The sequence below is a fragment of the Acinetobacter sp. WC-743 genome, from assembly GCF_000335555.1.
Classification (GTDB): domain Bacteria; phylum Pseudomonadota; class Gammaproteobacteria; order Pseudomonadales; family Moraxellaceae; genus Acinetobacter; species Acinetobacter bereziniae.
This window is the reverse complement of sequence record NZ_AMFQ01000085.1, coordinates 29,654-56,420: the sequence shown is the minus strand read 5'-3', so window position 1 is coordinate 56,420 and position 26,767 is coordinate 29,654. Positions and strand designations below refer to the sequence as shown.

Annotated in this window: 29 protein-coding genes; 12 read left to right on the top strand and 17 right to left on the bottom strand. The window is 38.4% G+C overall.

What is annotated here, in order from left to right; genetic code table 11:
- Positions 1-12: 12 nt before the first annotated feature.
- The 4 genes from ACINWC743_RS11960 to sdsA form a co-directional block, all read right to left on the bottom strand.
- A complete protein-coding gene (locus ACINWC743_RS11960) occupies positions 13-1,278 on the bottom strand; it encodes an efflux RND transporter periplasmic adaptor subunit (RefSeq protein ID WP_004828204.1) in 1,266 nt (421 codons plus the stop codon).
- Entirely contained in the window at positions 1,278-1,916 is a 639-nt protein-coding gene (locus ACINWC743_RS11955; RefSeq protein ID WP_009585614.1) for a phosphatase PAP2 family protein, read from the bottom strand. The genes ACINWC743_RS11960 and ACINWC743_RS11955 overlap by 1 nt, the downstream gene beginning before the upstream one ends.
- Before the next feature lie 158 nt (positions 1,917-2,074).
- Complete coding sequence (locus tag ACINWC743_RS11950) at positions 2,075-4,129, bottom strand: site-specific recombinase (protein WP_035301073.1); 2,055 nt, start codon at positions 4,127-4,129, stop codon at positions 2,075-2,077.
- Between the two features lie 15 nt (positions 4,130-4,144).
- Positions 4,145-5,128 carry an All-trans-nonaprenyl-diphosphate synthase gene (sdsA, locus tag ACINWC743_RS11945; RefSeq protein WP_004828209.1) on the bottom strand — a complete coding sequence of 328 codons (984 nt, stop codon included), beginning with the start codon at positions 5,126-5,128 and terminating at the stop codon, positions 4,145-4,147.
- 420 nt (positions 5,129-5,548) lie between these two features.
- On the opposite strand from sdsA, the gene rplU reads away from it, so the two are divergent.
- From rplU to ACINWC743_RS11910, 7 genes are all read left to right on the top strand, one after another.
- The gene (gene rplU, locus ACINWC743_RS11940) at positions 5,549-5,860 is read left to right on the top strand and encodes a 50S ribosomal protein L21 (protein WP_004828211.1); all 312 of its coding nucleotides are present in this window, start codon (positions 5,549-5,551) and stop codon (positions 5,858-5,860) included.
- Positions 5,861-5,879: 19 nt separating this feature from the next.
- A complete protein-coding gene (rpmA, locus tag ACINWC743_RS11935) occupies positions 5,880-6,134 on the top strand; it encodes a 50S ribosomal protein L27 (protein WP_004828213.1) in 255 nt (84 codons plus the stop codon).
- A 230-nt stretch (positions 6,135-6,364) separates the two neighbouring features.
- On the top strand, positions 6,365-7,060 hold the full coding sequence (lolA, locus tag ACINWC743_RS11930) for an outer membrane lipoprotein chaperone LolA (protein WP_009585602.1): 696 nt from the start codon (positions 6,365-6,367) through the stop codon (positions 7,058-7,060).
- 232 nt (positions 7,061-7,292) lie between these two features.
- Positions 7,293-8,120 carry an RsiV family protein gene (locus tag ACINWC743_RS11925; protein WP_009585592.1) on the top strand — a complete coding sequence of 276 codons (828 nt, stop codon included), beginning with the start codon at positions 7,293-7,295 and terminating at the stop codon, positions 8,118-8,120.
- Between the two features lie 109 nt (positions 8,121-8,229).
- Positions 8,230-9,501 carry a serine--tRNA ligase gene (serS, locus tag ACINWC743_RS11920; RefSeq protein WP_004828219.1) on the top strand — a complete coding sequence of 424 codons (1,272 nt, stop codon included), beginning with the start codon at positions 8,230-8,232 and terminating at the stop codon, positions 9,499-9,501.
- 81 nt (positions 9,502-9,582) lie between these two features.
- Positions 9,583-10,956, top strand: coding sequence for a siroheme synthase CysG (gene cysG / locus ACINWC743_RS11915; protein WP_009585568.1), 1,374 nt, complete (start codon positions 9,583-9,585; stop codon positions 10,954-10,956).
- A gap of 82 nt (positions 10,957-11,038) precedes the next feature.
- A complete protein-coding gene (locus ACINWC743_RS11910; RefSeq protein WP_004828225.1) occupies positions 11,039-11,518 on the top strand; it encodes a tRNA (cytidine(34)-2'-O)-methyltransferase in 480 nt (159 codons plus the stop codon).
- A 27-nt stretch (positions 11,519-11,545) separates the two neighbouring features.
- On the opposite strand, the gene ACINWC743_RS11905 is transcribed toward ACINWC743_RS11910, so the two are convergent.
- The 3 genes from ACINWC743_RS11905 to ACINWC743_RS11895 all read right to left on the bottom strand — a co-directional run bounded on the left by ACINWC743_RS11905 (position 11,546) and on the right by ACINWC743_RS11895 (position 13,012).
- Positions 11,546-11,965, bottom strand: a complete 420-nt coding sequence (locus tag ACINWC743_RS11905; protein WP_009585577.1) for a hypothetical protein — start codon at positions 11,963-11,965, stop codon at positions 11,546-11,548.
- Between the two features lie 151 nt (positions 11,966-12,116).
- Complete coding sequence (locus ACINWC743_RS11900) at positions 12,117-12,494, bottom strand: hypothetical protein (RefSeq protein WP_009585615.1); 378 nt, start codon at positions 12,492-12,494, stop codon at positions 12,117-12,119.
- 125 nt (positions 12,495-12,619) lie between these two features.
- On the bottom strand, positions 12,620-13,012 hold the full coding sequence (locus tag ACINWC743_RS11895; RefSeq protein WP_009585611.1) for a winged helix-turn-helix transcriptional regulator: 393 nt from the start codon (positions 13,010-13,012) through the stop codon (positions 12,620-12,622).
- A gap of 154 nt (positions 13,013-13,166) precedes the next feature.
- Between ACINWC743_RS11895 and ACINWC743_RS11890 the strand changes: the two genes are divergently transcribed.
- Together ACINWC743_RS11890 and ACINWC743_RS11885 are read left to right on the top strand one after the other, a co-directional pair.
- Positions 13,167-13,883 (top strand): SDR family NAD(P)-dependent oxidoreductase, encoded by a 717-nt coding sequence (locus ACINWC743_RS11890; protein WP_009585642.1) that lies wholly within the window; start codon positions 13,167-13,169, stop codon positions 13,881-13,883.
- A 39-nt stretch (positions 13,884-13,922) separates the two neighbouring features.
- Positions 13,923-14,477 carry a flavodoxin family protein gene (locus tag ACINWC743_RS11885; protein WP_009585627.1) on the top strand — a complete coding sequence of 185 codons (555 nt, stop codon included), beginning with the start codon at positions 13,923-13,925 and terminating at the stop codon, positions 14,475-14,477.
- 96 nt (positions 14,478-14,573) lie between these two features.
- Here the strand turns inward: ACINWC743_RS11885 and ACINWC743_RS11880 are convergent, their stop codons facing one another.
- The 6 genes from ACINWC743_RS11880 to rpoD form a co-directional block, all read right to left on the bottom strand.
- The gene (locus ACINWC743_RS11880; protein ID WP_009585641.1) at positions 14,574-15,986 is read right to left on the bottom strand and encodes an APC family permease; all 1,413 of its coding nucleotides are present in this window, start codon (positions 15,984-15,986) and stop codon (positions 14,574-14,576) included.
- Between the two features lie 268 nt (positions 15,987-16,254).
- On the bottom strand, positions 16,255-17,439 hold the full coding sequence (locus tag ACINWC743_RS11870; RefSeq protein ID WP_009585601.1) for an iron-containing alcohol dehydrogenase: 1,185 nt from the start codon (positions 17,437-17,439) through the stop codon (positions 16,255-16,257).
- Between the two features lie 3 nt (positions 17,440-17,442).
- A complete protein-coding gene (locus tag ACINWC743_RS11865) occupies positions 17,443-17,976 on the bottom strand; it encodes a hypothetical protein (RefSeq protein WP_004828241.1) in 534 nt (177 codons plus the stop codon).
- Between the two features lie 77 nt (positions 17,977-18,053).
- Positions 18,054-18,743 carry a lipoyl(octanoyl) transferase LipB gene (lipB, locus tag ACINWC743_RS11860; protein WP_009585580.1) on the bottom strand — a complete coding sequence of 230 codons (690 nt, stop codon included), beginning with the start codon at positions 18,741-18,743 and terminating at the stop codon, positions 18,054-18,056.
- Between the two features lie 170 nt (positions 18,744-18,913).
- Positions 18,914-19,201, bottom strand: a complete 288-nt coding sequence (locus tag ACINWC743_RS11855; protein WP_005030752.1) for a YbeD family protein — start codon at positions 19,199-19,201, stop codon at positions 18,914-18,916.
- 125 nt (positions 19,202-19,326) lie between these two features.
- Positions 19,327-21,273, bottom strand: coding sequence for an RNA polymerase sigma factor RpoD (gene rpoD / locus ACINWC743_RS11850; protein ID WP_257790587.1), 1,947 nt, complete (start codon positions 21,271-21,273; stop codon positions 19,327-19,329).
- 328 nt (positions 21,274-21,601) lie between these two features.
- On the opposite strand from rpoD, the gene ACINWC743_RS11845 reads away from it, so the two are divergent.
- Both ACINWC743_RS11845 and ACINWC743_RS11840 read left to right on the top strand, forming a co-directional pair.
- Positions 21,602-21,808, top strand: coding sequence for a PA3496 family putative envelope integrity protein (locus tag ACINWC743_RS11845; protein ID WP_004722524.1), 207 nt, complete (start codon positions 21,602-21,604; stop codon positions 21,806-21,808).
- 66 nt (positions 21,809-21,874) lie between these two features.
- Positions 21,875-22,399: a YecA family protein gene (locus ACINWC743_RS11840; RefSeq protein WP_005030750.1), complete on the top strand. Its 525-nt coding sequence runs from the start codon at positions 21,875-21,877 to the stop codon at positions 22,397-22,399.
- A 146-nt stretch (positions 22,400-22,545) separates the two neighbouring features.
- On the opposite strand, the gene ACINWC743_RS11835 is transcribed toward ACINWC743_RS11840, so the two are convergent.
- From ACINWC743_RS11835 to ACINWC743_RS11820, 4 genes are all read right to left on the bottom strand, one after another.
- The gene (locus ACINWC743_RS11835; RefSeq protein ID WP_005030747.1) at positions 22,546-22,815 is read right to left on the bottom strand and encodes a DUF4282 domain-containing protein; all 270 of its coding nucleotides are present in this window, start codon (positions 22,813-22,815) and stop codon (positions 22,546-22,548) included.
- Positions 22,816-23,190: 375 nt separating this feature from the next.
- Complete coding sequence (locus ACINWC743_RS11830) at positions 23,191-23,799, bottom strand: LysE family translocator (protein WP_009585622.1); 609 nt, start codon at positions 23,797-23,799, stop codon at positions 23,191-23,193.
- A gap of 462 nt (positions 23,800-24,261) precedes the next feature.
- Entirely contained in the window at positions 24,262-24,846 is a 585-nt protein-coding gene (locus tag ACINWC743_RS11825; RefSeq protein ID WP_009585586.1) for a DedA family protein, read from the bottom strand.
- 242 nt (positions 24,847-25,088) lie between these two features.
- Positions 25,089-26,021 carry a rhodanese-related sulfurtransferase gene (locus ACINWC743_RS11820; RefSeq protein ID WP_009585631.1) on the bottom strand — a complete coding sequence of 311 codons (933 nt, stop codon included), beginning with the start codon at positions 26,019-26,021 and terminating at the stop codon, positions 25,089-25,091.
- A 232-nt stretch (positions 26,022-26,253) separates the two neighbouring features.
- Here ACINWC743_RS11820 and ACINWC743_RS11815 point away from each other — a divergent pair, with 232 nt between their 5' ends.
- Positions 26,254-26,736: a DUF1289 domain-containing protein gene (locus ACINWC743_RS11815; RefSeq protein ID WP_004828258.1), complete on the top strand. Its 483-nt coding sequence runs from the start codon at positions 26,254-26,256 to the stop codon at positions 26,734-26,736.
- Positions 26,737-26,767: the final 31 nt, after the last annotated feature.

Here is a 26,767-nt window from a genome sequence, read left to right as displayed (position 1 = left end):
TCAGTCTACCCCTTAAGCATGTGAAGTAGATTTTTGTTCACTGTTTTTTTCTTGCTGAGCCGCAGGTTGAGCAGCTGTTGCTGGTTTAGGCGCAGCTTGTCCAGGTTGAGCTTCAGCTTGTGGTTGATAAGGTTTAGCAACCACTTCCTGTTCAGGTTTAACTTTCGCGATACCATCAACAATGACTTTATCACCTGTATTTAAACCTTGAGTGACGATCCAATCTTTGCCATGAACACCTGCAGTTGTGATTGGACGACTTTCAACAGCACCTTTTGCATTGACAATCATTGCAATGGCTTGACCTGTTGGCGTACGTGTAATCGCAGCTTGCGGAACCAAGTAAGCATTTGGAATCACACCCTGTACGATTTGCGCGTTGGCAAACATACCTGGCAATAACAAGTGATTCGGATTTGAGAACACAGCACGTAGGGTCACCGAACCTGTTTCTGGGTTTACACTTGCATCAGAAAATGCCAGATTTCCTTCGACAGGGTAGTAACTACCATCTTCAAGTTTTAAGCGTACTTTTGTGTTGTTACTGCGATCAATGCTACCTTGACTCAACTGTTGACGTAGACGTAACAACTCAGCACTTGATTGGCTGATGTCTACGTAAATTGGATCAAGTTGTTGAATTGTCACTAAAGCATTCGCCTGATTGGCTGTGACTAAAGCACCAGCAGTAACAGATGAACGACCTGATTGACCAGAAATAGGCGAACGAACAGTTGAATAGCCTAGGTCAATTTGTGCATTTTTAACAGTCGCATTTGAAGCAGCAATATCTGCTTCAGCAAGTTTTATTTGAGCAAGTAAGTCATCATATTCTTGTTTAGACACGGCGTTAATGCCAACAAGTTGGCGATAACGATTTGCTTTCACTTGTAATGAATTTAAATTCGCTTGCTGACGTACTAAAGCTGCTTTTGCATTGTCTAAGTTTGCACGGTTAACTCTCGAATCAATCTCGTAAAGAGGTTGACCTTCACGAACAAAACTACCTTCTGTAAACAAACGTTTTAAAATCACACCACTTGTTTGCGGACGAACTTCAGATATTTGATATGCTGAAGTACGACCAGAAAGTTCTACAGTTTGTTCAACGCTTTGTGGTTGAGCAACAATGACACCAACTTCAGTCGGCGGCATTTTTTGGGCAGCACCACCAGCTTCTTGTGCTGATTTAGGATCTTTGCTGCAACCTACAAGTGCAATACTTGTTGCGAGAGCACAAGCAGTAAGGGCAGGAGCCCAAAGCTTTGCCGACATCATTATTCCACCTCGTTTAGATTCTTATCTAAAAATAATTTGTTCTGACTTAACGTTTCTGGTGTCAATATGAACCATAAAATAGCAGCCCATATGAAACCTATACCCCATCCAGTGAGTACATCAGTTGGGAAATGTGCTCCCAGATAAATTCTAGAGACCCCCATGCTTAGAAACCATAAAAAGCCCGCCAAGCCAATCCATTTAACGTGGTGATGCTTTTGAAATATAAACATAATCGAACAACATACAATAGCAGCATAAATACTGTGAGCACTGGGAAATGAAGCACCATAGGTTTGCACCATCTGGTAGATTTCATCAGGTCGTGGGCGATTGACTAGATATTTAATTATCCAACCAATCGCTGAAGCACCAAGTAACCCAATACTGATCATCAGTATGTTTGCATACTGTTTTAGGCGTATGAAATATACATTACATAGCCCTGCAATCACGATCATTGACGGTAAGCCGCCTAGATAGGATAGGCTAAGCGCAATACCATTTAAAAAATCTAAACGGTGTGAACTCATCCATACAACACTTGATAAATCAAATAGTTGTACTTGGTTTATGGTTAAACCAATACTCCCAATAAGTAAACTTATACAGCCAATAAGGAGCAATACATAAGGCATAAAATGACCTAGAGTATAAAAACATGTACGTTAAGTTTATTTAATGCACTGAAGTGTACTCGCCAGTACACTTTTTTTCAAGTGAGTAAAATTAGGTAATTTATACTAATTTCTTTTTGTAAAATATTTGACATTTTGCACAAAAAATAACAAAAAGTTTAGTGATTTAGTTTGTTTTGTGGTGTTGCTTCGTCTTCAAGCTGTAACGGTTGCTTTGGTGGCCAGAAAAAATCAATTGGGCGCGTTGAAAAATGGGTAAATATAAGTTTTGCCAAAGGTTTCCATTGGGAAAAGCGCACTTGCCTTGCTCGGAGTGCAACGATAATTGTTAAAGTAAAACTTACAAATAAGTTGGTTAAACCGATACATAAAACACCCAGAAAAGAAACGATAATCAAACCGATATCTGGAGAGCCATTAATCGTCATTAAACCTTGAATAAAGTTTGCAGATGCAAAAGCAATATGGCGAATATCTAAAGGTAAACCCAAGATAAAACCAATGGTTCCCATGCTTCCAAGCATGATACCAAAGAGGAAATTACCTGCCAGTGCACCCAAATTGCGTTCAACATAATCCGCAAATTTATTGAGTCGTTCCTGTCCTAAAAGTTTCTTCCATTTGGTGTGAGCTTTCAGACGTGGTCCGACCTTGCGATAAACCGACATATTGTCGAAATATCCAGCAATTAATCCCGATAAAAATAAACAAACACCGGCAATTGCTGCATGTGGAATGGCAAGTGAGGTAAACGGATTCAAGCTATGCAGTAAAGTCGTGGCTTTGGCATGTGTGAGCAAAGGTTCATCCATTGCCAATTGCCATAAATAGGTGATGAGTGCAGCTGTTGGTATTGCAATCGAAATATTGCCTAAAATCGCAATAAACTGAGTGCGAATAATATTAATAATCAGACCTGCAAGTTCTGCAATTTGTGCCGTTTTTGATCCTTTTTGATGCTGTACTGTCGAGGCAAGTGCTGCAGCAGTCATTGCTGGTTGTTTGGTGGCAACCGTAAAGTGTAAAACATGAATCAGAATAAAACCCAGTGAATAATTCATGCTATACAGAAAAGCATGCATAAAAGGCGCGAGTACTAAACGTGCAGAGAGGATTTTAAGGGTTGCCATTGTGGCAATGATCACACCAGCACCTGCTGCTGCTTGATACATACCCAAGAAGCCTTTTTTATCAGTACTTACGTAATGTTCGCCTGTTTTGCTGGCATTTTCTGTAACTTGTAGAGCAATCAATTCACTATTGGTTTTGAGTAAATCACGAACACTCGTTTCACTATAATGCGCATCAACCAAGTCAGTCAGTAGTTCTCCACACAATGCATAACGAATCTGATCATCTTCTACCAACAGATTCAATAACAGTTCTATACGATCCAAACATTGTTCAAGCAGTGACAATAAATAGGTCAAACTTAGACTGACACCAATTCGCTTAATTGCTCGACGAACCTTGAACACCACATCACGACACTGTTCAATCATCACCAAGGCTTGATCTGCATCTGGTGGAACAGTGACAGCATACTGATTCTGATCGCGGTGTTGTTTTTTATAAGCTTCTATAAACTCAACGATTTCACGGTTTTGGACTAAAAATGGAGATTCATATTCCTGTAATTCAGGATAAGCATTGATAAACTCTGGATATAAACCAATACCACTAATACGGTAGGAGAGTACGGTAATAGCTTTAATAATATCGCGTTTAATACCAAGTTTATCATTGCTATAACGATGCCCTTGATTGAGAAGTTGAAATAACTGTTTCCAATGCGCTGAATCAATATTTTCAAGCCAATATTTATCACTGCGTTGATAAAAAACCTTACCGACTAAATCTTTTAGTTCTGTTTCATCAGGTAATAAAGGAAGAAAGTGAGCACCAATACGTTGCCCAAGCTGATTCCAGAAACCATCTAAGGATAATATGCCACTGTCCGCATATAGCCCGGCTTGTTTGTAATGATTGACTAGCTTGAGTAAGTAGCCTTGAAATGCTGAAGATGCATTAGGCGTAATGAGTAGAGATTGAATTAATGAATTGAATTTATTTTCAATTTCTTCTAGGTTACGTGTGTCATTGGGTCTGATCCGTTTGACTAGCTCGATTAAAATATCAGGATTTGGAACAACTTTGGGATCATCAAGTTGTTCCTGCATAAGGAGAAAAAGATCATTAAAATGTATATGCATAGGCCTTGTTAAATTCTATTGAATGCGATGTAAGGCAAGTTGCGCCAAGTTATACAATGCTTGACGGTATTTAGATTCAGGTAAATGACTCAGTGCTTGGATCGCAGCTTGTGTTTCTTCATTTGCACGGCGGCTACAATAATCTAAAGCACCAGAAGTTTGAACGATTTGAATCACACGTTCTAAATCTGCTGTCCCGCCAGTTGCAATACTCTTACGAATAATTTCGTGTTCTTCGCCTTGTGTATTCGCTAAAGCAGAGATTAAAGGTAAAGTTGGTTTTCCTTCCATCAAATCATCACCAATATTTTTACCTAATGTTTCAGCGTCAGAGGTATAGTCTAAAATATCATCGATGATTTGGAAGGCATTGCCAAAATGTCCAGCAAAAAGACGGAGTGGCTCACGATATTGAGGTTGACCAGCAAGAATAGCAGCCCCTTCTGTTGCTAATTCAAATAAACGTGAAGTTTTACCGTGAATAATATCTAAATATGTTTGTTCTGTGGTTTCAGGTTGATGTTGTGCCTGAAGTTGTAAAACTTCACCTTCAGCAATTTCACAGGTTCCTGTCGAAAAATCTTTTAACAACACCATATTGTCCAGATCAACCAGCAAGTCAAATGCACGTGAAATCAGGAAGTCACCTACTAAAACTGCCGTTTGGTTATTCCATGTTGCGTTTGCAGTTGGACGACCACGACGCAAACCTGACTCATCAACGACATCATCGTGAACCAATGTTGCCGTGTGCAACATTTCAATAATGGCAGCCAGTTTACGGTAGGGCTCCATTTGCGTGTCTGTTGCACCGCAAGCTTTTGCTGCAAGTAAACACATAATGGGGCGCATACGTTTTCCGCCAGCTTCAACCACATGCTTACTGACCGCCATCACCAAAGCAACTTTTGAGGTAATCCCTTCATTAATAAACTTGTCCATCGCAGCAAAGTCTGTTGCAACAGGAGCGAGAATATCTTGCTTAAAGTCGATGGTCATCGGGTGGGAGCCTCATGCAAATGCGTTATAAGTCGTTAGTGTAACAATGAATATGTCTGAATGTTGCTTTTGGAAGCAGACATCGTGCCTGAATCTTAATGATTTGTTCTTTAATTGTCCAAAAAAGCATAAAACATTAAATATTCTGCACGTTGTTGTTTTGAGCTACATAGTAGCGGATTTGTTTTAAAAATCTATTTCAATTTAATAAAAAAATTCACATATTCAAGGGCTAAACCTTAAAAAAAAGTGATTATTGCGATTAATTTGTAGGCAATGTTAATATTTCATGAAAATGACTTGTTGTTTAATTCATTATCACTTAAAATCTTTGCCCTTGTATAACCCCCCAGTGGCGTTCGTTTTAAGATCGATATATTCCTTTATCGGCACGACGACACGGGCAAGTTGGAGTACGTTATGTACGCAGTAATCCAAAGCGGTGGTAAACAGCACCGTGTTGTTGAGGGTGAAACCCTTAAAGTTGAATTGTTGAAAGCTGAAACAGGCGCAACGATTACATTTGATGATGTATTAATGGTTGTGAATGGCGAAAGCATTCAAATCGGTGCTCCAGTTGTAGCTGGCGCAAAAGTAACTGCAGAAGTGGTTGGTCACGGTCGTCATGACAAAATCCGTATTATTAAAATGCGTCGTCGTAAGCACTACCGTAAGCAACAAGGTCACCGTCAATGGTTTACCGAGTTGAAAATTACTGCGATCGCAGGTTAATCACTAGGAGTATAGAGACATGGCAACTAAAAAAGCCGGTGGTTCGACTAAAAACGGTCGTGATTCGAACCCTAAAATGTTAGGTGTTAAAATGTACGGTGGTCAAGCTGTGACTGCTGGGAACATTATTGTTCGTCAACGTGGTACAGAATTCCACGCTGGTGCAAACGTAGGTATGGGTCGTGACCATACTTTATTTGCTACTGCTGACGGCGTAATCAAATTTGAAGTGAAAGGTCAATTTGGCCGTCGCTATGTATCTGTTGAAGTGTAAGCTTTAATGGTTCGAAAAAGCCCGCTTAATTGCGGGCTTTTTTATGTTCAATTGTTGCTTTGCATTCAATTTATTCTTCATCATGATGAATAATTTTCTACATATTGCACTAATAACAATACAAAACTTCTTATTTTCTCAATTATTACTGACATGATTTAGTTTAAGATAGGTCATCTAAATAACATCCTGCATGCAGTTTTATATGCAGACATAGTAAAGGTGAACATATGAATATGCTTCGTAAAACGATGGGTGCAGTAGCCGTAGGTGCAGCTCTGCTTGCGCCAGTCATGAGCACAACAGTTTTTGCAGCGACTGCTGCGTCGGAGCAACAAGCGACAGCAAACCTTGTCAAACAGCTCAGTGGCGTAAAAAGCTTTACTGCTAATTTTGAACAAACCACCAAAGCAACTCAAGCGGGTAAAGCTGTACAGAAAAAAGGCTTAACTGCCCAGCATATGAACCAGACCTTTAAAGGGACGATGAAAGTCGAGCGCCCAGGAAAGTTCTATTGGGAAACAACAACGCCTGCAAAACAGACGATCGTGACTGCTGGACGTACTGTATGGATTTATGATCCTGATCTACAACAAGCCGTTAGACAGAGCTTAGATGAGCAAGTGGCAAATACGCCTGCATTGTTATTAAGTGGAAATACCCAGCAGATTCAAAAAGCGTATCGAATCACTCAGCCAGATGCAGGTAAAACCTATTACACGCTTTATCCGAAGCAAAAAGATGGGGCTTTCCAAAGCTTAACGATTAGTTTTGGGGCTAAAAATGCACCGACACTGATGATCTTGCAAGATTCATTGGGGCAAACCACTACTGTACGTTTTAACAACGTCAATGTGAATGTTGCAATTCCTGCTTCTACTTTTAACTTTGTGCCTCCTAAGGGTACGGATATTATTGATCAATAATATTTTTTCTAAAAAGCAACCTTTGGGTTGCTTTTTTATTTATGCGTGAAAAAAGTCAAAATAAATAAGCTGTGATGCCCATTGTAAAGTGAGATCTTAGAAATAATGACTTTTACCTAACTTGGATTGAGATCAAAAAAATAAAGCGATTTTTCGAGTAAAATGTGGGTCATTAACAATTATGAATATTAATTTGAAATTTCTAGTTTTATGATAAAAGAAATCTCTAATTATGCTTTATAACATGGTAATGCAAGTGAATTTAAAAACAGGATTGGTTGTATCAGCACTATTTTCAGTCTTACTGATCGCTACAGGTTGTCAAGAAAAGCCTGCTCCTCAGGCAGAACAAACTGGGGCAAGCACTGCAAAATCGACGCAAATTCCATTGATCCAAGCAAAAGTTCAACGTGTTGATGGTATTAAAAAGCAGTTCTGTGATGAAGCGGGCTGTACTCAATACGATTTGCAGAGCGTAAAAAGCAATGTACCTTGGATTGATGAGTATTTTCTAAATCGAATTAAAAAAGATGTACCTGGCGCGTTTGAAAAAGACCAAGGACATGTTTCAGCCGAAAGCGAAGCACAGACATCTCCAAAAGGGCTCAATCAAAATTCAATTTATGTTCGTTTTATCTCTCAACAAAATAATTTAGCCACTTTTGTGATTCAAACCTATACCTATGCAGCAGGAGCTGCGCATGGAATGTATCATAATGAATATGTGACCTTTGATTTAAGCACACAAAAGCGCTTGGCACTTACCGATATTTTAAAACCGAATGTCGAAGCCAAAGTTGCAGAGCAACTTTATGATGCTAACTCTAATTGGTTGATTCAAAAGGATATTACGCGTGATAAGTTGCAGTTGAGCGATAATTATTATTACGGTGTAAATGGAATTGTCTTTGTTTATCCATTGTATGAATTAACCTCTTATGCAGAAGGCATGCCAGAGTTAAAACTACCATATCAAACGGCGAAAGATTTGATTAAACCCGAATACTTACCAAGTTTACCTCAGGTTGAAGCAGAGACAGATAAACCAGCAACATCATAAATATGTTGTCAAATCATACAATTCACAATGCTAACACGCTCTGTCACTGTATTTTTTGCAGTGAAGAGCTTACACTATAGCCAGTTTTTTTCTTAACTTTAGATTGACTATGATCGACCCAAAATTAATCCGAAATAATATCGAGGCAGTTAATTTAGCCTTGGCAAAACGTGGTGTGCAACTGAATGTTGAAGAATGGGCATCACTAGAAGCTCGCCGTAAAGAAATTCAGTCTAGAACTGAAAACTTACAAGCGGAACGTAATTCGGGTGCGAAACAAGTTGGTCAAATCAAAAAATCCGGCGGGGATGCTTCTGAAATCATGGCACGTATGGGTGCGATTGGTGATGAAATCAAAGCAGCTGAAGTAGAGTTAAATGAACTTCAGGCTGAGCTTGAAGCAAAATTGATGTCTATTCCAAATTTACCACATGAGTCTGTACCAGAAGGTAAAGATGAAAGTGATAATGTCGAAATCCTGAAATGGGGAACGCCACGTCAATTTGATTTCGAGATTAAAGATCATACTGATCTTGGCGAAATGATGGGCGGCTTAGAGTTTGAAACTGCGACAAAACTGACAGGTACACGTTTTAGTGTGCTCAAAGGTCCTTTGGCGCGTTTACAACGTGCGTTAACCCAATTTATGTTGGATACTCATACACTTAAAAATGGTTATACCGAAGCTTATGTCCCTTATCTTGTTAATGCTGATTCATTGCGTGGAACAGGGCAATTACCTAAATTTGAAGAAGACTTATTCAAATTACAAGGTGAGAAAGAATACTATTTGATTCCGACGGCTGAGGTTCCTGTAACCAACTTTGTTCGTAATGAGATTATTGATGCTGATCGTTTACCTCTGAAGTATGCAGCACATACACCATGTTTCCGTAGTGAAGCAGGTTCATATGGTCGTGATACTCGTGGTTTGATTCGTCAGCACCAATTTGACAAAGTTGAAATGGTTCAAATCGTTAAGCCTGAAGACTCAATGGATGCTTTGGAAGCCTTGACTGGACATGCCGAAGGTATTTTACAAGCACTGGGCTTACCGTATCGTAAAATCGTTTTATGTGGCGGAGATATGGGCTTTGGCGCATGTAAAACTTATGACTTAGAAGTTTGGGTACCAAGTCAAAACACTTACCGTGAGATCTCTTCTTGTTCAAATATGTGGGACTTCCAAGCACGTCGTATGATGGCTCGTTATCGTGCAGACCAAAAGAAAACTGAACTGGTGCATACCTTGAATGGTTCTGGTTTGGCTGTGGGGCGTACCTTGTTGGCGGTGATGGAAAATTATCAACGTGCGGATGGCTCTATCGAAGTACCAGAAGTATTACGTCCGTACATGGCTGGTGCAACATTCATCGATTAAGCAATGATTTGTTGATCAATGTGTGAGTTATGTGCATAAATATTGCTTAGTACAATCAGATTTGAACTTTTGAGGAACACTGTGGAAATTTTCCCAATTTCATTAAAATTGCAAGGGCAACCTTGTCTGATTGTTGGTGGTGGGCATATTGCCTACCGCAAAGCGGTATTATTGGCTAAATCAGGTGCAGTTATTTATGTGATTGCCCCTGACATAGAAGCAGAGCTTTTAGCGCTTGTACATTCGACGCATGGGCAATATTATCCAGAAAAATTTAATGTACAACTCAGCCTAAGTCATTATCGCTTGGTGATTGCGGCAACCAATGATAAAGCTGTAAACCAAGCTGTTTTTGAGCGTTGTGAAGATCTCAATATATTGGTCAATAGTGTAGATGATCCTCCGCATTGTCGTTTTATGGTGCCTGCCATTATTGATCGCTCACCGTTGGTTATTTCAATTGCGACTAATGGTGCTTCTCCAGTTCTTTCCAGACAAATTCGCACTCAACTTGAAGCTGCTATTCCACATGGGATGGGGAAGCTTGCTGATTTTTCTGGAAAATGGCGTAAAGCAGTGAAAGAACAGATCATCAATCCAGATGAGCGTCGTATTTTTTGGGAAGACTTATATGCCAGCCCTTTAAAAGAGCAGGTGTTTAATGACAACTTGATCGAGGCAGATCGCCTGATTGAGCAAGCCTTGGGTAAATGGCAAAAGCCAAAAGGTGAAGTGTATTTGGTCGGAGCAGGACCAGGTGATCCTGAGCTTTTAACATTAAAAGCATTGAGACTCATGCAACAAGCAGATGTGATTATTTACGACCGCTTGGTTTCACCGCCCATATTAGAGTTATGTCGCCGTGATGCTGAAAAGATATATGTCGGTAAAGCACGATCAAATCATTCAGTACCTCAAGATGGAATCAACGCTTTGCTGGTCAAATATGCTGCTGAAGGTAAGCGTGTATGCCGTTTGAAAGGTGGTGATCCATTTATTTTTGGGCGTGGTGGTGAAGAAATCCAAGAGCTTTTCGCTGCAAATATAGCCTTTCAGGTCGTACCTGGTGTAACAGCAGCATCGGGGTGTTCTGCTTATGCAGGAATTCCACTGACACACCGAGATTATGCACAGAGTGTGCGGTTTTTGACAGGGCATCTCAAAGAAGGTTCACCTGAGTTACCATGGCGTGAGTTGGTCTATGAAAATCAAACACTGGTTTTATATATGGGCTTGGTTGGATTGGAAAAAATTTGTGAAAATTTGATTGCACATGGTCAACGTCCAAATATGCCAGTGGCTTTAATTTCTAAAGGTACGACACCTGATCAAAAAGTCGTGGTGGGAACTTTGGCCGACATTGCATCAAAAGTTGAAGAAAACCATATACAAGCGCCTACTTTGACCATTATCGGTGAAGTGGTACGTTTGCGTGAACAGTTACAGTGGCAATAGAATCTTTCTAATCTTTTGTTGATGAAAGAGTTATTCTCTTTTTTAGGTATTTAGGTTGGATTTTGAAAAGTAGAGATCTCCCGTGATTCATGTTGTTTTATACGAACCTGAAATTCCTGCAAATACAGGGAATATCATTCGTTTATGCGCCAATACTGGTGCACAATTACATCTTGTCAAACCTTTGGGTTTTGAACTAGATGATAAGAAGTTGCGTCGTGCTGGTTTGGATTATCATGAATGGGCACATATGAAAGTTTGGGAAAACTTTGCAGAATGTTTGGTTCATTTAAAGGATCAAGGGATTGACCTTGATGCGATTTATCCTTTGACAACCAAAGGCACTGAGACACCACATACCTCGGATTTAAATCGTCCTGTTGCTTTGCTAATGGGACCAGAAACACGTGGTTTACCTGAAGATGTCAGAATGATGTTTCCTCAGCAACATTGGATTCGTTTACCTATGGCACCGAATTCACGCAGTTTAAATTTATCTAATGCAACTGCGGTGATTCTTTATGAAGCATGGCGTCAGCAAGATTTTAAAGAGCTTCAGTGAAATTTTACTTGTTCTATAGAGGGCTTATCAAAAGATAATCTTTGTTTTACTTTTTGGTTCGAGTAATGTGATTAAAATTGAATATGTTACCTGATCGGATTTAGAGGTTTCTCTAAAATCTTTGATTAGCACATTTATTTTAATCTTTTGCCCTTTCTTTGCCTTAAAAGATGCATGGGGATAGAAAAAACTATTTTTCAAGACTGTGCCCATATAGTGTTGACAATCGCTGTCTGCACGATCTGCCACACTTGCTTTTTTAACAAGACCTTTAAAGGAAATAAGATGTTTTTCATCCACATTGGGAATGAAGCCTTCTTTGTAGACTTGAAAAGATTTTACTGTAGTATCTTCTAAAAGTTTCACCACTAAATCGCAAGAGTTGATGTAAGAAGCATATGTACTATGAGTGATTATGCTCAACATCAATAGCAATACTATTTTCATAATTTTCTCATTTTAAAAGTATCTTTTCGTTTGATTGATTTTAATTGCTATAGTCAAACCGCCTGATTATCCATACAAGTGATTCGATTTCAATCACTCATATCCAATAAACTTTATGCTTTTATACAAATTATGAGAAGCTTTTGGAGATTTATTTATTTGTTTCTAAATAGGTGATAGTTTCAGATTTAGACATTCCTTTGTAATCTGTGATTAAGATATTCAGTTTAATTTTCTCTCCCTTTTTAAGTTCTGAGCGATTTGGATAATTTGTTAAATTCTCTTCTATAACTTGACCAATATAGTGTTGGCAGCCTTGATCCGCACGCCCAGCTGCTTGCGCTTTTTTGACAACACCTTTGATATGCATTGATGTTTCCTCTATTTCACCAAGTCCATCTCTATTGATGTAAAGTGTACGCGTTGAAGTATTTTCTAAAAGTTTAACAATAAGATCACATGAGTTTTCATAAGATGCAAAAGTGAGATTGCTCATCGTGATCAAGATAGAGAAAAATATAATCTTCATTGTTGTTATTCCATTCAGTCTGTAATGTTGGAATTCTATTTAGGTTATGTTCCCGCGATGATGCAGCTTAGGGATATATTGGTGGTATTTAAGTGCATCATGTCTGTTTTTGCAATATAAGTGACTTATATTATCGCTGGCTCAGTTTTTGCTTGAACTAAATCAAATTGCCTCTGCGCGCGTATCACATGTTGCATATTTCCTTCTGCCCAGATTTTAAATGATAGTGCGGTTTGGGCAAATTCATGTCCCAGTGTTGTTAAAGCATATTTAACTCGAATGACATTATTTTCATGAATAGTACGAGAAATAAAGCCATCTCTTTCAAGAATTTTTAATTTCTGAGAAAGCACTTTGGGAGAGATGCCCATCAAGTTTTTTTTGAGTTCATTGAAGTGCTGTGAGTGCTGATCGAGTTGATAAATAATCAATAAAATCCATTTATCTGCAAATTTTTCAAAAAAAGATCGTGCCGGGCAATCAGGATGAAAAATATTAAAATTGAATGCATTAGTCATAAAATCAACCTCTGTGTAGGCATTTTAGAACAAAAAATTGACCAGTTACCAAGTAGTAACTAATTGATACTAGATTTCAAAAGTATATCATAAATTTATTGAGTTGAAACATCGCATCACTAAGTCAGTTGTTTTGACTGACCATAGGGTATGAATGGATATTGTTGCAATGAAAGTTTCAGATGCAGTCATTTTTATAACAGGTGCAAATCGTGGTTTAGGTTTGGCATTGGCACAAGAAGCGGTACGACGTGGTGCTCAAAAAGTATATGCAGGAATGCGTAATATTGCTGATTTTAATCAACAGGGCATTATTCCAGTTATTGCGGATGTAACAGATCCTATTTCTATTCAAAATGCAGTAGCGCAATGTGGTGACGTTAATATTTTGGTGAACAATGCAGGTATTGCTCGTCTTAATCAAAGTCCTGTTGAAGCCAATATAGTGGCAACAACTCAAACTATTTTAGAGACCAATTTATATGGTGTGGTCCATACAACGCAGTATTTTTCTCCCATTTTAGAAAACAAATCTGAAAGTTATATCGTCAATATTCTTTCTGATGTGTCTTGGGAGCCAAGCACACTTTTGGCTAGTTATGCAATTTCTAAAGCTGCAGCTTGGTCATTTACCAATTCAACACGTCAATGGTTATCTAAGTTTAATGTGCATGTGATGGGCGTACATGTGGGATTCATTGATACAGACTTAACCCAAACACTCGATATTCCTAAAATTTCTCCATCAACTGTTGCGCAACAGGTATTTGAGGGAATTGAAAACAATGCATTTGAAGTACTGGTGGGAGCATCCACGCAAGTACTCAAAAAAGGTTTAACCGCAACATTACCTAGTTATATCAAATATTAGATTTTTAATTCAAAAGTAACGTATACACGAGGACTTAACATGTCAAAAATTGCTGTCGTTTATTATTCAGGTTATGGTCATACTAAAGTGATTGCAGAAACTTTCGCGGCTGAAATTGATGCAACATTGATCCAAATTGATCAAGATGGAAACATCCAAGATCAAGATTGGGACACTTTAGATGCTGCTGATGCAATTGTATTTGGTGCACCCACTTATATGGCAAATGCGCCGTGGCAATTTAAAAAGTTTGCTGATACATCTTCAAAGCGTTGGTTTACACGTGCTTGGACTGACAAGATCTTCGGTGGCTTTACCAACAGCGCAAGTTTAAATGGTGATAAGCAAGTGACCTTGATTTCATTGCAAACACTTGCATCTCAACATGGCGGTATATGGGTGAGCCTAGGTTTATTGCCAGCAAATACCAAAGATGCAACACGTCAGGATGTGAATAATTTAGGTGGTTCTGTGGGCTTATTGGTTCAATCGCCATCTGATGCCAGTGTTGAGGAAATTCCAAGTGGCGATTTGGAAACAGCAAAAGCCTACGCAAAACGTATCCAAGCCATCACTGACAAATTTATTGCATAATTCATGATCCATGTTTTAAAAGCATTGCTTGAATCTATGAAAACAACAAAGGCGCACTCAGCGCCTGTGTTGTTCTAGAACTTTTCAAATCATAGATTATTCATGTTCATTATGTTGTGGGGCTGGATAGCGGAAACCGCGTGTTTTATAGGCTAAATAAGCAACACCGAGTACAGCCCATGCTAAACCAAGCTTTAATGCCATTTCATCAATTTCTAGCCACATTAAAAATACGCTGGCAAAACCAAGTGAAGGAATAACCACATAGTTGATGATTTCTTTTAGAGATTTCGTTCTGCCATCTCGTAGTGCGTAACGTGAAATCACGGAGAAATTCACAAAGCTAAATGCAGTCAAAGCACCAAAACTAATTAAGTTAACGATATGCTCAAGGTCTAAGAAACCAGCAGAGAGTGCAACAATACCAACAATCAAAATATTATAAGTCGGTGTATGTAGTTTCGGGCTGATATGACCAAATACTTTTTTGTTGATCACGCCATCACGTCCCATGACATACATCAAACGTGATACACCCGCATGCGCTGAAATCCCTGATGCAAGTACCGCAATCACCGCAAAATAAAGCACCAGCTTTTTAAACGCAATTCCCGTAATCGCGGTGAGAAGCGTTGCATTACCAAGCGCTTCCAACATTACAGGCTGAGACTCATCCAGTGGATTGAAATAAAGCGTTGCATTACTTGGGAAAAATAACTGAATAAAGTAAGTGCTTACAATAAAGATGATCCCTGCAATTAAAGCAGTTGAAAAAATTGCTTTTGGCAATGTTTTTTCAGCATCTTTAGTTTCTTCAGCTAGTGATGAAAGTGCATCAAAACCAGTGAATGAGAAACACAGAATCGTTGCACCACCAATTAATGCACCAATGGTTGTCATTTCACTCCAAAAAGGAGCAAGTGACCATAATTCTGCTTTGTCAGGATTTAATGTGCCATCTGCATAAACGCCTTGAGTCAGTAAAATATAAACCTCATAGACAAAATAGAAGATGATACCCAGTTGAACAACGACGATGGTGCTATTAAATCGTGCAACAAAACGTGAACCAAATAAGTTAATCACTGTCATAATAGCAGTCAACGCAATAACCCATATCCAGTTATTGACGTCTGGGAATAAAGCCCTTAGGTAGATATCCGCCAGAATAATATTGACTAGTGGTGATAATAAATAATCTAACCAAGATGACCAGCCGACCATAAAGCCGACGTTGGGATGGATTGATTTTTGCGCATAAGTATAAGCAGAACCTGATGAAGGATAACGCTTAATCATATGACCATAGCTGATAGAGGTTAAAAGAATGGCAACAAGCGCAAAAATATATGAAGTTGGAACATGTCCGTGACTTCCGTCTGATACTAAACCAAAGGTATCAAATAAGGTAAGTGGCTGAATATACGCTAGACCAATAATGATAATATGCCACAACACAAGATTTTTTTTCAATTTGGCTGTGGATTGGGTCCCAGTGATATCTGTCAACGGCGTTATCCTCTTAATCGTTGATCAAGGATCAGTCATATTGAATAAGGATCGTTTGAGACGAACGATCCCCCCTAAGAATAAAACAAAAGTGCGCCAATCTACTCTAAAAAGGTCGCCTTTGTCAGTAACTTTGTTTGCTTTTTTAGCAGAAAACATGCCATCTTGATTAAAAAATAGCTGACTGACCATTCTGCAAGATAAAAGCCCGATGTTTAGAAAAACATCAGGCCAGTTCATAAGCGTATATTGTCTTAATTTTAAACAATTACCAAGCTTTTTCTAAGATAGATTTTAAATCTTTAAATGTTGCTTCTTTCGGGTTGAAAATAATTGATCCGTCATTTAAAGCTTTTTCAGCGATTTCATCGAACTGAGCTTGCGTGACTTTACCTGTTTCACTGAGCGTACGTGGCAATTTAGTCAGACTGTTAATGTGATCACGCATAGTCATTAACATTTCAATTGCTTTATCAGCACGTTGATTGGCAGGTGTTTGTGCATAAATATCTGCACCAGCAAGTGGCAATAATAAATCTGCAATTTTATTGCCATTTACGTCCTTGTTATATTCCAATACATAAGGAAGGAACAAGTTCATACATAAACCATGTGGTAAGTGAGCAACTGCACCTAAAGCATGACCCAATGAGTGAACAATCCCGACCATAGAATTCGAAAATGCGATTCCAGCCATCGTAGATGCTTGTGCAAGTTCTAGGCGTCCATTGGCATCACTTGGATTGTCGAGCACATCAAATAAGCTCTTGCTGATTTTTTTGATTGCTGCAGTGGCATAAGCATCAGAAATCGGATTGGCGGCAATACATGTATATGCTTCAATCGCATGTGTCATTGCATCCATTGCCGTCATTGCTGTCAAATGCGGTGGCAACGTTTGTGTCATTCTCGGATCAAGAATGGCAGCATGTGGCATTAAGTAGTTTGAGGCGAAAGCCAGTTTTACATTTTTTTGGTTATCTGAGACAACAGCTGCCAATGTTACCTCTGAACCCGTACCAGATGTCGTCGGAATCACGAAAAAAGGTTTAAGTGGGCGAGGCAGGTTATGTGCACCTGAGTATTTTAGTAAATCATCACCGCCTTCAGATACCAGAATATTGGCTGTCTTAGACGTGTCAATGACTGAACCACCACCAACTGCAATGATCGCATCACAATTATTTTCGCGATAAGCTTGAGCCGCTGCACGCACAGTTTCTAGGCTAGAGTCTGGCGGAACGTCATCAAAGATTACGCCAATTTCAATGTCAGTGGATTCAAATGCGGCTTCAATTGGTGCTAAAAGCTGATTTGCGCGAACACCTTTGTCAGTAATGATCATCGGGCGTTTAGCGCCTAATGCTGCCAGTTCAAATGGAATATGTTCGAGTGCAGCATGACCAGCAATCACTTTTACAGGACAGAAAAATTCGTAATATGGTTTAGCCATGGGTTAAGCACTCCCTTTTAAATATGATTGGGCAACTTTGAGATAAATATTCGCAGCACCAGCTAATTTTTCTTTTAAGGTTAACTCTGAAGGGTATTCCTTTACTGCAAGTTCCGCGACGAGTTTTGGTAAGATCAATGCTTCCATTTTGTTTAGGCAACGCACTAAACGAATCGCATAAGACACGTCACCATCTGCAATCATGCGATCATTGGCAAAAGCTTGTGCTGTACTTTCTTGGAATGAAAACACCAAGAATGCGTGATGAACATGCTTAAAAATAATTGAAAGATCAGGTTTATGGTCTAATGACTTAACCAATTCAAGCTGTTGCTTTTGATTCACCTTGGCAATAAATGAAGCGCCATTTGGAAAAACTTTCATCGATAATGTAAAACCAACAGGGAGTACAGATACTTCATGTTTAATTTCATCATCAACTTGACTCGCCATTACTAAACCTCTGCCAATCACATCCATCATGAGTTTGACGTAAGCTTGTTCTAAAGCGGGTTTGATAGATTTACTTGAAATCACTCGCTTGTCCCTTTATGCAGTTGTATTTTGTTTTAGAGTAATTACTCTAATTTGTTTTTAGAGAAAAAGAAAGTGATTTATTTGCATGTGACTTGATCGTCATTTGAGTTTTTGTCAATGACCTCAATCTCACTAAAGTAATTGCTTTGTTGAAAATACTCAACCACATCTTGAGACAATTGGTTGTAATCTGGATAATTTTGGACTAAATCACAAACCCGTACCATTTCTAAACCTGAATATCCACAAGGGTTGATGGTGTGGAAACCCTCTAAATTACAGTCAATATTTAAAGCTAAACCGTGATAGCTACGACCTCTACGGATTTTAAAACCTAAAGAACCAATTTTACGTTCATTGACATATACCCCTGGCGCATCGGGTTTGGCATATGCTTCAACTTGATATTTCTTGAGTAAATCTATCATGAGATTTTCTGCATAAGTCACGAGTGTGCGGACATTCCATTTCAAGCGATTCAAGTCAAACATAAAATAAATCACCATTTGACCAGGACCATGCCAAGTGACTTGCCCTCCACGATCAGATTGCACCACTGGAATATCGGTATGCATTAAGATGTGTTCTGGTTTACCCGCTTGTCCCTGAGTGAGTACATCAGGATGTTGTAGAATCCAAAGCTGATCAGGTGAATGTTCATCACGTTGCTCAGTAAAAGATTTCATTTCTTGAAAACGATTTGAGTAGGATGTCAAATCTTGATATTGGCGAATAATCAGTTTGGGTTTTAGAACAGCATCACTCACTATCATGTGTCCTTGAAAATAGGGGAGTTGGTTAATTATAAGGAAATTGACGACTAAAGGTGAAAACAGTTGTTATCGGTTTAAAAATAACAGGGTAATTAAGATTGAGGTGGGGCTGAGCTGGCATAAAAAAACACGCCATATAGGCGTGTTCCTTATTTATTGCAAAATTACAATGCTGTACGAATATGTTCGCAAGCTGCAAGGTCAGCATATAACGCATGAACTTGTTCAAGCTCATCAAAACGCAATTGAGCAGTAATTGAATGATATTTACCTGTACGTGATGGTTGTACAACTAGCGTTGTTTCATCAAACTCTGGAAAATGTTTAACCAAAATTTCGACGACAGCACCACGTAATTCTTCACCCGCATTACCAATCAATTTGATTGGGTAATCCATTGGAAAAACCCAAAGATGTTCTTGTAATTCGCGAGATGGAGTGCGGTCTAACATTTTTTCACCTCTAATTTATCAACAATGCCTGCAACAGTGCAGGCATTGTGTTTCTCTTAAATACTTAATGGGGTTACTCGATTAATTTTCAAGTCCCAAAAGTATTCATAGATTAAGCATGGAAATTAGTCATTTTCAAGGAATGAACGCAAATGCTCAGAACGTGAAGGATGACGAAGTTTACGTAATGCTTTTGCTTCAATCTGACGGATACGTTCACGTGTCACGTCAAATTGTTTGCCAACTTCTTCCAAAGTATGGTCTGTTGGCATATCAATACCAAAACGCATTTTCAACACTTTGGCTTCACGTTCAGTCAAGTTTTCAAGCACTTCACGCGTTGCTTCTTTTAAGCCTTCTGAAGTTGCAGCATCAACAGGTGAGGTGATGTTGCTGTCTTCAATGAAATCTCCAAGATGCGAATCTTCATCATCACCAATCGGCGTTTCCATAGAAATCGGTTCTTTGGCGATTTTGAGCACTTTACGAACTTTAACTTCGTCCATCTCTAAACGTTCACCCAATTCTTCAGGTGTTGGTTCACGCCCCATTTCTTGAAGCAATTGACGAGATACGCGGTTGATCTTGTTAATTGTTTCGATCATGTGGACTGGAATACGAATTGTACGTGCTTGGTCAGCAATAGAACGAGTAATCGCCTGACGAATCCACCAAGTTGCATAGGTCGAGAATTTATAACCACGACGATATTCAAACTTGTCTACTGCTTTCATCAAGCCAATATTACCTTCTTGAATCAAGTCGAGGAATTGTAGACCACGGTTGGTATATTTTTTCGCAATCGAAATTACCAAACGTAAGTTTGCTTCCACCATTTCTTTTTTGGCACGACGAGCTTTCGCTTCACCAATCGCCATACGTTTAGAAATATCTTTAATTTCTTTCACGTTTAGATTAAGTTCTTTTTCGATGTCTGCAATTTTTTGTTGAAATGCCAATACATCTGGGCGAACTTTTTCTAAATAGCCTTTCATCTCCGCTGGTGCTTTAGCAATCTGCTCGTCCAACCATGCTGGATTTGATTCTTGACCTGGGAATGATGTACGGAATTGCGTACGGTCCATACGTCCACGACGAACTGCATAACGCATCACTTCACGTTCAGAAGTACGAATTTGCTCGTGTGTACCACGAATCATTTCAGAAATAATGTCAAACAAACGTGGAGTGAATTTGAACATCATAAATACAGTTGCAAGCGCTTCCATCGCTTCAACACCTTGAGCGCTGTTGCGACCATGTTGAGCAATCGTTTCTTTCGCTGCATTCCAAACCGCTTCTAATTCATCGAAACGAACTTTGGCGATTTCAGGATCTGGACCAGACTCACCTTCAGAATCATCATCACTTTCTGACTCTTCATCTTCGTCATCATCATCCAATTTAACGTCTTTGGCAGGTTTAGTTGATGAACTAGTTTCATCTTCATCTAAATCTTCTGATTCGTCTTCTAATACTTCAGGAATTGCTTCATCTGTTTCAGGATCTAAATAACCTGAAAGAATATCAGCAAGGCGACGTTCACCAGCTTCATAATCTTTGTATTCTTGTAGTACAACTTCTACAGCATTTGGCCAGTAAGCGATTGAATGTAAAACGTCACGAATACCTTCTTCAATACGTTTAGCGATACTAATCTCGCCTTCACGTGTAAGAAGTTCAACAGTACCCATTTCACGCATATACATACGTACAGGGTCAGTGGTACGACCAGGTTCATTTTCTACAGAGGCAAGTACAGCAGCAGCTTCTTCTTCTGCAACTTCATCGCCAGCTTCGCTATTCCCATCAAACATTGCATCATCAGTTTCTGGTGCGCGTTCGTGTACAGGAATACCCACGTCTTGAAGCATTTGAATAATGTCTTCAATCTGTTCGCTTTCTGTGATTGAGTCTGGGAGATGATCGTTAACCTCAGCGTAGGTTAAGTAACCTTGTTCTTTGCCTCGGCTAATAAGAGCCGCTACTTGTGAAGTAGGGGAATGCATTTCGCTCATCTTTACTCTCTTCTCGTTGAATCTGTGGCAGTGAAAAACCGTGCATAATAGCACAATCTGTTAATTTATAGATGTGAATAGCTCAGCTATCCCATCAGAAAACCAGTTAAAACGGTCTGATAGAATATTTAGAATTCAAATTCAATCAATTAGGTGGGGGCTGAAATTGTTATTTTCAAGATCATCCCGTGCGTTTTTTGTTCAAATTTATCGAAAAACAACAAGACGCAGGGTGGATTATATCATTACATAAAATAGGGCTTAAAAAAAGCCTAATTTGGTCTATAAATACAAAAAAAATAAAAAAAACTTGACAAGTTTTCTGAAGACAGATAAATAGCGCCTAGACCCATTCACTTTTTTTCATTATGAGGTAGTTTTAGTGTCTTCTACAGATTTTGAACTAGATGATAACTACGGTGATGATGATGTTAGTTTTGATGAGTCATCAAGCAAAATTAGCGCCAAAGAATCTTTAGAAAAGCGACGTTTGATCGATGATTTACTTGCACAGCGTCGTTTAGAGAAAGATTTAAAAGATTTTGATTATGACATTGATGACGACGATGATTTTGATGATGAAGATTAAAAATTCATTGGGCATAGCCTTGGAAAATGCTATGCTTAAAGCTGATCAAAGTTTATTGGAAACAAAATGAGTGCTTTAGATTTAGACCTACTGAGCGATTATCTAGATGGTGACCAAAATGAATTTGGTCTAGATTTCGCAGCGACTCATGGTTTCTTATGTGCAACTGCAGTTGGTCCTCGTTTTGATCAATGGCTAGATGAGTTGTTTGATAACAATCAAAAGAAAGTTCCTGCTGAAATTATTGCACAAATCAAAGCATGGCTTGAAGCGATTCGTCAGAACTTAGCCAACGAAGAAGGAATTGAGTTTCCTTTTGAAATTGAAGAAGCAGACGTAGAGTCTAGTTTAGGAGATTGGAGTGTTGGTTTCGTAGACGCAATGTTCCTGAATGAAGATGCTTGGTTTGCACCAGAATATGAAGAGCAAATTGTAGATCTAACACTGCCAATGATGGTGTTTAGTGGTGTAGATGATGAAGATCCTCAAATGGAATCATTCCGCCGTAATGGTCAATTGATGGATGAGATCGCCGAAGAAATTCCTGAAAATCTGAATGAAATTTACTTGATGTACCATACACCAAACTAATCGACTCAGATAAAAAGCCTGCTTTCTCCAGTGAAAGCAGGCTTTTTTTTGTTTTGCTATCTGCGATAACAACACCAATACCAAGAGGCTTGATCTTGATCATATAAATCTGAATAATATTTTCTTATTTACATCCTATTTTGATATTAAGGTTGGCGATCTGCAATTTTCTTTAAATTTTCATGAATTTTGAAAATCACAATCAGCAGTTCTGAGTAAACTCGAACAGCCAAGCCACCAAACACAATAATCAATATGGCAGAGAACAAGCGACTAAAGAATCCTGAGTATGCGCCATAACCAAACCCAAACAATGTGGTTAAAGCAGCAATCACGACACCGATTAATCCGAGCCAATATAAAACAGTGACAATTTTTGGGGTAAGCATGTCATTGAGTGTCAGTAAGTTATTCATGTATTAAGTACCTGTTATATTCTTCATTTAGTGATATATGTGCATGGGGTTGTAAGTGATTAAAATTTGCACTCAAAAATTTTAAATGAGATTTATTACATAATCAATCTTGCAAATGAAACAGGTTGAACTCAACCCAAATTCAATCGGGCTTCTTTCATAAGTTCTTTATAAACTATAAATCGACAAAAATCCCCTCAGCTTTGCCTTTTGTTGAAGGAAAGAGGGCACTTTCAGTATCCATTTGATTCGTTCAATATGATCGTTTTCTGATGTATAAAAGAGCTCTATTGTTCACACACAAATAAGCTTTAAGGAATTTAAAATTTACCAATTTCCTCAAAGATTAAAAATAACAGCATGATATTTCGAAATTTAGAACTTCGCGAAAAGTAAGCTGCACCCTAAAATAAACAGTAAAACCCCAATAATTCGATTGATGATAATTTCATTGTCTAAAATTTTATTGCGGATTGTGGGATGTGCACAAAATAGTGCAATGAGTGCGAACCAAATAAAATGGCTGATTGAAATGAAAGCGCCGTATGACACTAATTTTAGTGTGGAATTCCCAGCTGTAGTAATCAATTGCGCAAATAAACTGACGACAAATAGGGTTGTTTTGGGGTTCAGACTATTGGTTAAAAAACCATGTCGAAATGCTTGCCAAGCAGTGATACCCACACCATTTTCATTTAACTGTACTTTGTTTTGGGTGAACGTTTTGTATCCCAAGTAAATCAAATAAGCTGCGCCAACATATTGAATCGTTTGTAGGAGATAAGGCATATGGTTTTTTAAAAAACCGAGTCCAAGCAGACTATAAGCCACATGTATCCACACACCGCCTGCAATTCCCAATGCTGTACTGAGTCCAATTTGACGACCATATAGATAACTATTACGGGTTACAATGGCAAAGTCAGCACCTGGGCTAATGACAGCCAAACAAGTGATTAAGATGACAGCAATCATTTCATTCACTCATGCATTCCTTTTTTTAAAAATAAATTATTGTGTATATTTTTCATATATTTGATATAAAATAAATCGAGAATATTTTTTGGGTATACATGAGTTTTTGGAATATATTTAAGAGTGGTTGAATTTCTTCAAGTTTATTTACCAATTGCTAAATTTATCTTTGTTGTTGCTATAAATCTTGAGATCAAATGAGTAAATCATATGCATAAATATGATGAGACAAAGTGAAGTGGGAAAAATTTTTAGCAGGAAATATAGAAATTTTATTTTAACATTGAATTCGACTATTTTATGACATTCGATAATGAATAAAGGGGATGATGAATTTTATTGTTAGTGGCTGTTGTATATTTTCAAAATAGAAAACTCGGTGATCTCATGCAATTAAATGGACGGGGATCAGCTTCGTGATGACCTATCCATCAGCTTTCAGCTTTAAAATTTTCAGGGGGATGCTTTTGATTACATTGACTTGGCTTTTTTGAATCTTCGATACACCCAATAAGCAATGAAAATAAAGACGATGAAAATAATGACATAGCTCACTTGACTGAAAATTTTTTGCATTAATGCAGTATTGTTTCCAAAGTAATAGCCGACTGCGGCAAGAAAGCTGGTCCAGATGACTGTTCCTAAGCTGCTATACAGCATAAATTTCCAAAAGGGCATATGACTCATTCCTGCTGGAATACTAATCAAAGAGCGTACAGCTGGAATCATTCGCCCAAAAAAGACCACATTGTGACCATATTTCTCAAACCAATCTAAAGCTTTTTTAACATCTTCTGTTTTGATAAAAAGATATTTTCCGTAGCGATCTACCCATTCAAAAATTTTTTGGTTGGGAATCTTACGCCCAACCCAGTACAACAATGCTGCTGCAACAAGTGAGCCTATACTTCCTGCAATAATTACACCCGATAACAGCAATTGTCCTTGAGATGCGGTAAAGCCTGCAGATGGCATAATAATTTCAGAGGGAATAGGGGGGAAAACATTGTCTAAAAACATGAGCAGAGCAATACCGAAGTAACCCAATTGCTCCATGATCGCAATAATCCAATCAGTCATTTTGTATATAAAAATAGGCAGTTATCAACATAGTATTGTGTACATTTTAGAAAATATAGTAGGGATTTGTTGTGCTTTAAAACGTTTTGATTGAATGACTAAACACTTTAGAAAAATTCTTTGTTTTATTAATTTTGAATCTGATATTGAGCATGCAATGGGTATTACAGTAAAAAGCCGTAGTGGATGAACTACGGCTTTTTATCGGATCTGTAGAATTAAAGGCGTTTGCGCTTTGCCGCAACAATTTGAGATTGGCGCATACGGAAACCTTCTTTTTGTTGCTCGGTTGTTTTATCAATACAATATTTACAAGAAACACCATGTTCATAACTTGGAAGAGCAACTTCTTCTGGAATCAATGGCCAACCGCAAGCGTGACATTTAATATTTTCACCTTCTTGCATGCCATGCGTGACCGCAGTACGTCCATCAAATACGAAGCATTCACCTTCCCACATGCTTTCATCAGCAGGGGTTTCTTCAAGATATTTTAAAATACCGCCTTTAAGATGATATACCTCGTTAAAACCTTCTTGTAAAAGTAAAGAAGTCGATTTTTCACAACGAATACCACCTGTACAGAACATCGCAATTTTTTTGTCTTTATGCTGTTCTAACTCTTTTTTTACATAGTCTGGAAACTCTCGGAAAGTCTCTGTCTTTGGATCTATGGCACCTTTGAATGTACCTGCTTTGTACTCGTAATCATTGCGTGTATCAATTAAAATGACGTCATCACGAGCAATCAATTCGTTCCATTCTTTAGGGTCTAAATAGTGACCTACCAGATCACGTGGTTTGACTTCAACGCCGAGTGTTACAATTTCTTTTTTAAGTTTAATTTTCATTTTTCGGAACGGTTTTTCGGCACTATGAGATTCTTTGTATTCCATTGTGCTGAAGCCTTGATCTAACAAGAATTGATGAATCGTATCAATTGCTTGGCGATCACCTGCCACTGTTCCGTTGATTCCTTCATTCGCTACAATAAGAGTACCACAAAGGTTGATTGTTTTTACCAAGTCTAAGAGACGTTGTTGAAGATCAGCAGGATATTGAACTTCTTTGAATTGATAAAGTGCGGCAACAACCCAACCAGAGGTCGCTTGCTGTTCTACAGGTGCAAGCTGTTCTACAGTAGCGTTCATGGAGTACTCCAAATATAAAATAGGACAAAATTAAAGGCGGCTATTTTAACGTGATTTGCAAGAATATGCGAGAAAACCCTAGTGTTTGTAGTGCTTTTTTATTCCATGAGAAAAATATGGTTTTTTATACTAAATCTAGTGCTTTAAAATAATTTATATACAATATATAGTATTGCGAAATGATATTTTATGCTAAAAATCCGTGTGGTTTTGTGGATGTAAGGAGTCTATTTTGAGTAATGAGCGTCGAATACCAACTTTAACACCATGCGCTGGTCGTTGCTCAACGGTATTTGGTGATTCTGTGTGTCGTGGCTGTCGCCGCTTTAATCACGAAGTCATTCAATGGAACACTTATAATTCAGATCAACGTTTGGCGGTTTGGAAACGCTTAGATGCGCAGTTAGATCAAATTTTGGTTCCAATGCTTCCACTTGCAGATTTAAGACATATAGAAGGCTTTATTCAAGGCAAGCGTATTCGTGTACTGGATTCGGCATCAAAAGGTCGCAAGCTTTATCATGCCTTAAAACTTTGTGAAAAAAATAAGCATTTGGCAGAAGAAAGTGGTTTGGGGATTCAGTCGAAACAAGTGAAACCTTTATGGGATGAGTTTGAGCGTCGTGTTTTGGCTTTGGCAACAGCAAGTTATGATTTTGCATGGTTACGCGCAGATGGTATTCGACAGAGTATTTTGCATTTGGAAGATGTTTAGATCTTAACAAAAATACATATTTTAAAAATAA

Coding starts and splice junctions, on each gene's coding strand:
- lolA (WP_009585602.1), top strand. CDS start 6,365: ATGAATATGCTTCGTAAAACGATGGGTGCAGTAGCCGTAGGTGCAGCT.
- ACINWC743_RS11925 (WP_009585592.1), top strand. CDS start 7,293: ATGCTTTATAACATGGTAATGCAAGTGAATTTAAAAACAGGATTGGTT.
- ACINWC743_RS11960 (WP_004828204.1), bottom strand. CDS start 1,278: ATGATGTCGGCAAAGCTTTGGGCTCCTGCCCTTACTGCTTGTGCTCTC.
- ACINWC743_RS11890 (WP_009585642.1), top strand. CDS start 13,167: ATGGATATTGTTGCAATGAAAGTTTCAGATGCAGTCATTTTTATAACA.
- ACINWC743_RS11905 (WP_009585577.1), bottom strand. CDS start 11,965: ATGAAAATAGTATTGCTATTGATGTTGAGCATAATCACTCATAGTACA.
- ACINWC743_RS11950 (WP_035301073.1), bottom strand. CDS start 4,129: ATGCATATACATTTTAATGATCTTTTTCTCCTTATGCAGGAACAACTT.
- rplU (WP_004828211.1), top strand. CDS start 5,549: ATGTACGCAGTAATCCAAAGCGGTGGTAAACAGCACCGTGTTGTTGAG.
- ACINWC743_RS11840 (WP_005030750.1), top strand. CDS start 21,875: ATGAGTGCTTTAGATTTAGACCTACTGAGCGATTATCTAGATGGTGAC.
- rpmA (WP_004828213.1), top strand. CDS start 5,880: ATGGCAACTAAAAAAGCCGGTGGTTCGACTAAAAACGGTCGTGATTCG.
- sdsA (WP_004828209.1), bottom strand. CDS start 5,128: ATGACCATCGACTTTAAGCAAGATATTCTCGCTCCTGTTGCAACAGAC.
- serS (WP_004828219.1), top strand. CDS start 8,230: ATGATCGACCCAAAATTAATCCGAAATAATATCGAGGCAGTTAATTTA.
- ACINWC743_RS11955 (WP_009585614.1), bottom strand. CDS start 1,916: ATGCCTTATGTATTGCTCCTTATTGGCTGTATAAGTTTACTTATTGGG.
- ACINWC743_RS11885 (WP_009585627.1), top strand. CDS start 13,923: ATGTCAAAAATTGCTGTCGTTTATTATTCAGGTTATGGTCATACTAAA.
- ACINWC743_RS11870 (WP_009585601.1), bottom strand. CDS start 17,439: ATGGCTAAACCATATTACGAATTTTTCTGTCCTGTAAAAGTGATTGCT.
- ACINWC743_RS11895 (WP_009585611.1), bottom strand. CDS start 13,012: ATGACTAATGCATTCAATTTTAATATTTTTCATCCTGATTGCCCGGCA.
- ACINWC743_RS11900 (WP_009585615.1), bottom strand. CDS start 12,494: ATGAAGATTATATTTTTCTCTATCTTGATCACGATGAGCAATCTCACT.
- ACINWC743_RS11835 (WP_005030747.1), bottom strand. CDS start 22,815: ATGAATAACTTACTGACACTCAATGACATGCTTACCCCAAAAATTGTC.
- ACINWC743_RS11825 (WP_009585586.1), bottom strand. CDS start 24,846: ATGGAGCAATTGGGTTACTTCGGTATTGCTCTGCTCATGTTTTTAGAC.
- ACINWC743_RS11820 (WP_009585631.1), bottom strand. CDS start 26,021: ATGAACGCTACTGTAGAACAGCTTGCACCTGTAGAACAGCAAGCGACC.
- ACINWC743_RS11855 (WP_005030752.1), bottom strand. CDS start 19,201: ATGTTAGACCGCACTCCATCTCGCGAATTACAAGAACATCTTTGGGTT.